This window comes from Halomonas sp. (genome assembly GCF_031581305.1).
Lineage (GTDB): Bacteria > Pseudomonadota > Gammaproteobacteria > Pseudomonadales > Halomonadaceae > Halomonas.
This window is the reverse complement of record NZ_JAVLBC010000269.1, coordinates 1-3,456: the sequence shown is the minus strand read 5'-3', so window position 1 is coordinate 3,456 and position 3,456 is coordinate 1. Positions and strand designations below refer to the sequence as shown.

4 protein-coding genes and 1 pseudogene are annotated in these 3,456 nt (G+C 68.8%); all 5 read right to left on the bottom strand.

Going from position 1 to position 3,456, the window contains the following annotated elements; translation table 11 throughout:
- Positions 1-149, bottom strand: a 149-nt coding sequence (locus tag RI841_RS15525; protein ID WP_310706533.1) for an NAD(P)-binding protein, incomplete at its 3' end; no start/stop codon positions are given.
- Positions 146-940 carry an SDR family NAD(P)-dependent oxidoreductase gene (locus RI841_RS15520; protein WP_310706532.1) on the bottom strand — a complete coding sequence of 265 codons (795 nt, stop codon included), beginning with the start codon at positions 938-940 and terminating at the stop codon, positions 146-148. The genes RI841_RS15520 and RI841_RS15525, both read right to left, overlap by 4 nt.
- Before the next feature lie 81 nt (positions 941-1,021).
- On the bottom strand, positions 1,022-1,456 hold the full coding sequence (locus tag RI841_RS15515) for a nuclear transport factor 2 family protein (RefSeq protein WP_310706531.1): 435 nt from the start codon (positions 1,454-1,456) through the stop codon (positions 1,022-1,024).
- Positions 1,457-1,483: 27 nt separating this feature from the next.
- The gene (phrB, locus tag RI841_RS15510; RefSeq protein WP_310706530.1) at positions 1,484-2,902 is read right to left on the bottom strand and encodes a deoxyribodipyrimidine photo-lyase; all 1,419 of its coding nucleotides are present in this window, start codon (positions 2,900-2,902) and stop codon (positions 1,484-1,486) included.
- Positions 2,903-2,915: 13 nt separating this feature from the next.
- A pseudogene (locus RI841_RS15505) lies at positions 2,916-3,456 on the bottom strand (helix-turn-helix-type transcriptional regulator); the annotation flags it as partial.

Genomic DNA, 3,456 nt, shown 5'->3' with positions numbered 1-3,456 from the left:
GCCTCGAAGAGCGTCACCTCATGGCGGCTCGAGAGGTACCAGGCGGCGGCCATGCCGCCGATGCCGCTGCCGATCACGGCAATGCGTTGGGCGGCATTCCGTCGGGACGCGTCACGGGACGGCTGAGACGGTGAGAACGAGACAGTCATGAGCGGGTCTCCGGGGCGTTGTCCTGGCGTATCATGCGCAGGCCCAGGCGATGGCGCAGGCCCGGGGGGAGGATGCCCGCCAGTCGCACCAGCAGCGTAAAGCGTCGCGGGAAGTGGATATCCAGACGGCGCTTGGCGAGGCCCTTCAGGATCGTTGTGGCGGCCTCGTCGACGCTCACGCGCATGGGCATGGCGAAGTCATTGCGGTCGGTTAGCGGGGTCTTGACGAAGCCGGGGTGGATCAGGCTCACGTCGATGTCTTCGGCGGTCAGGTCGAGACGCAGCGATTCCAGAAAGTGGCTCAGCGCAGCCTTGGAGGCGCCATAGGCCTCGGCCCGGGGCAGCGGCAGGTAGGCGGCGGCGCTGGAGGTGGCGGCCAGCAGCGGGCGCCCGCCTTCGGCACGGGACCGGCGCAGCAGGGGCAGGGCGGCCTCGACGCCGTAGACGGCGCCGAAGAAGTTGGGGGTGAAGACGCGTTCGACGAGGTCGACATCGAAGTCGCGGGCGTCCAGGTACTCGCAGGTGCCGGCATTGAGAATCACCAGGTCGAGGCCGCCGAATGCCTCGCCCAGGCGCTTGCCGGCCTGGCGCACGGCCTGACGGTCGGCCACGTCCAGGGGCAGCAGCAGGGCGTTATCGCGACCGGCGGCGAGGTCGCCGAGCGCCGACTCGCTGCGTGCACTCAGGGCCACCCGGTGACCCTCGTCGAGCAGGCGTTCGGCCAGGGCTCGGCCGATGCCCGAGGTGGCCCCCGTCAGCCAGATACGCTGGTTCTGCGTCGTCGCTGTCATCTGCTCTCCCTTCGCCGGTCCACGGCACTTGCCGTCATGGCGGTTACTGGCGTTATGTACGTCGCCTCTGGCGGTCTGGATTCACCCGGTGAGTTGCCTCTTTACCCATCTGACCGCCGGCCCCATGACCGGCAGCCGCTCGTAGAGCAGGGCGCCGGCATCGAAGTAGTCGCGGTGCCTCACCACCCGGCCGTCTTCCGCAAAGAGGAGGTGCGAGCAGCCCTCGACCTCCACCCTGTGTCCACCATCGAGCCTTGGGTGCACCAGATGCATCGTCCAGGTGATGAACGCCGTGTCTTGCCGCTGCAGCGTCTCGTAGAAGGTGAATTGGCACGATGTCACGTTGTCGTACAGGGTGCAGAAGTAGCCCTCAAGCGCCTCGCGGCCCTTGATATGGTGCAGCGGGTCGATGAATTCCACATCGGCAGTATATACCTGGTATAGCTTTTTTGTACAGGTTTTGTCTAGCTTATTGAAGAAGGCGCAAAAAGCCTCCAGGTCAGGTGACTGGCGCATGGCAAGAGCTCCGGTGTCAGTTGGCGGTCAGTCCCTGTTCAGGGCCTTGAAGGCCTCCAGGGCGCGGGCCCGAGCGGTCCGGTGGTCGACGATGGGGACCGGGTAGTCGACGCTGCCCAGCAGGTCCTTGGGTGGGGCATGGCGGGCCTTCGCCGGCAGCTCCGCCAGTGACGGCAGCCACTCGGCGAGGAAGCGACCATCGGGGTCGAAGCGCGTCGACTGGGTCGTGGGATTGAAGATACGGAAGTAGGGGGCGGCATCGGTGCCGGTGGAGGCGGCCCACTGCCAGCCGCCGTTGTTGGCGCAGAATTCGCCGTCCACCAGGTGGCGCAGGAAGAAGGTCTCGCCGCGGCGCCAGTCGATCAGCAGGTGCTTGCTGAGGAACATGGCGGTGACCATGCGCAGGCGATTGTGCATCCAGCCGGTGGTGACCAACTGGCGCATGGCGGCATCGACGATGGGGTAGCCGGTGCGTCCCTCGCACCAGGCGGCGAAGCCGCCCTCGTCGTCGCGCCAGGCAAGCGCCTCGGTGTGGCGCTGGAAGGCGCGATGGCGACAGACCCGCGGGAAGCCGACGGCCACGTGGCGATAGAACTCTCGCCATACCAGCTCGTTGACCCAGGCCGTGAGGCCGGCGTCACCCTCGGCCAGGGCGCCGTCGTTCTCGGCCAGCACCGCCTGCAGGCATTGGCGGTGGGAGATCATGCCCAGCGCCAGGTAGGGCGAGAGTTCGCTGGTGCCGCGGATCGCCGGGAAGTCCCGCTGTTCGGCATAGTGGCGTCCGCGAAAGCGCAGGAAGCGCTCCAGGCGATCGGCGGCGGGCCCCTCGCCGGCTGGCCACTGGCGACTGTCGATGGGCGTGTCGTCCAGGTCGGGAAGCTCGGGCAGCGGGTCGGAAGCGATGGTGGGGCGCGCCTGGGGTGGCGGTGTGTCATGCAGGGCGATCTGCTCCGCCGTCAGCTGGCGGTGCCAGGCCTTGGCGAAGGGGGTAAAGACGCCATAGTAATCGCCCTTGCCGGTGAGCAGCTTGCCGGGCGCATAGGCCACGGCATCATGGTGGCCCTGAGCGGTGAGGCCCGCACCGGCGAAGGTGTCGATGACGGCGGCGTCGCGGGCGAGCTCGTCCACCGGGTATTCGCGGTTGAAGTGCAGGGCGGCGGCGCCGGTCTCCCGGGCGATGGCCAGCAGGGTCGCCGGGGCCGCGGTGAAGTCGTCGATATCGCGGTGCAGTAGCGGAATCCCGAGGCCGTCCAGGCTGTCGCGCAGTGCGGCGACCCCGCGGCCCCAGAAGTCGAGCTTGTTGGCGCCGTGGCCATGGCGCTGCCAGTGGGGGAGGCTGCGCAGGAAAACGGCGACCACAGGGCCCTGGTGGGCGGCCGTGGTCAAGGCGGTGTTGTCGTGGATACGCAGGTCGCTGCGGAACCAGACGATTACAGGGCGGGTCATGGGTGGCTCCGGTTCAGCGGACGGGAAGGCGGGCCTGCAGGCGCTGCATGGCCTCGCCAAGGTCATCGCCCAGCAGCTCCACCCGGGTCTCCTCCAGGTCGGTCTCGCGGATACGGGCCATGGGGCCGCAGGCCATCAGTGGTACCTCGAGCTGCTCGGCCAGGCGCGGCAGCTGGCGCCGTACCAGCTCGGCCTTCTCTGCCTTGCCGCTGGCCAGCAGCAGGGCCGCCGCCTGGAAGCGTTCCACCGCCAGCGGCAGCTCGCTGCAGGGCAGCGGGGCATCGAAGAGGTGCACCCGGTAGCCGCGGTCGCTGGCGGCCAGGGCCGTGAGCAGCACCCAGAGCGGGGCGGGGTCATCGGGCAGGGGCGCGATCAGCAGCGTTGGCCCCCTGCTCAGCCGGTTGGCGTGCAGCAGCCGGGTGCCGATGCGGGTGCGCAGGAAGGTCTCGAGGGTGCGGCGCTGCAGTGCATCGCCCAGCTGCTCCCCCCAGCTCTCCTCGAGCTGGCGGACCACCGGCTGCCAGAGCTCGGCGAGGCAGGTCGGCACGGGATAG

Coding starts and splice junctions, on each gene's coding strand:
- RI841_RS15520 (WP_310706532.1), bottom strand. CDS start 940: ATGACAGCGACGACGCAGAACCAGCGTATCTGGCTGACGGGGGCCACC.
- RI841_RS15515 (WP_310706531.1), bottom strand. CDS start 1,456: ATGCGCCAGTCACCTGACCTGGAGGCTTTTTGCGCCTTCTTCAATAAG.
- phrB (WP_310706530.1), bottom strand. CDS start 2,902: ATGACCCGCCCTGTAATCGTCTGGTTCCGCAGCGACCTGCGTATCCAC.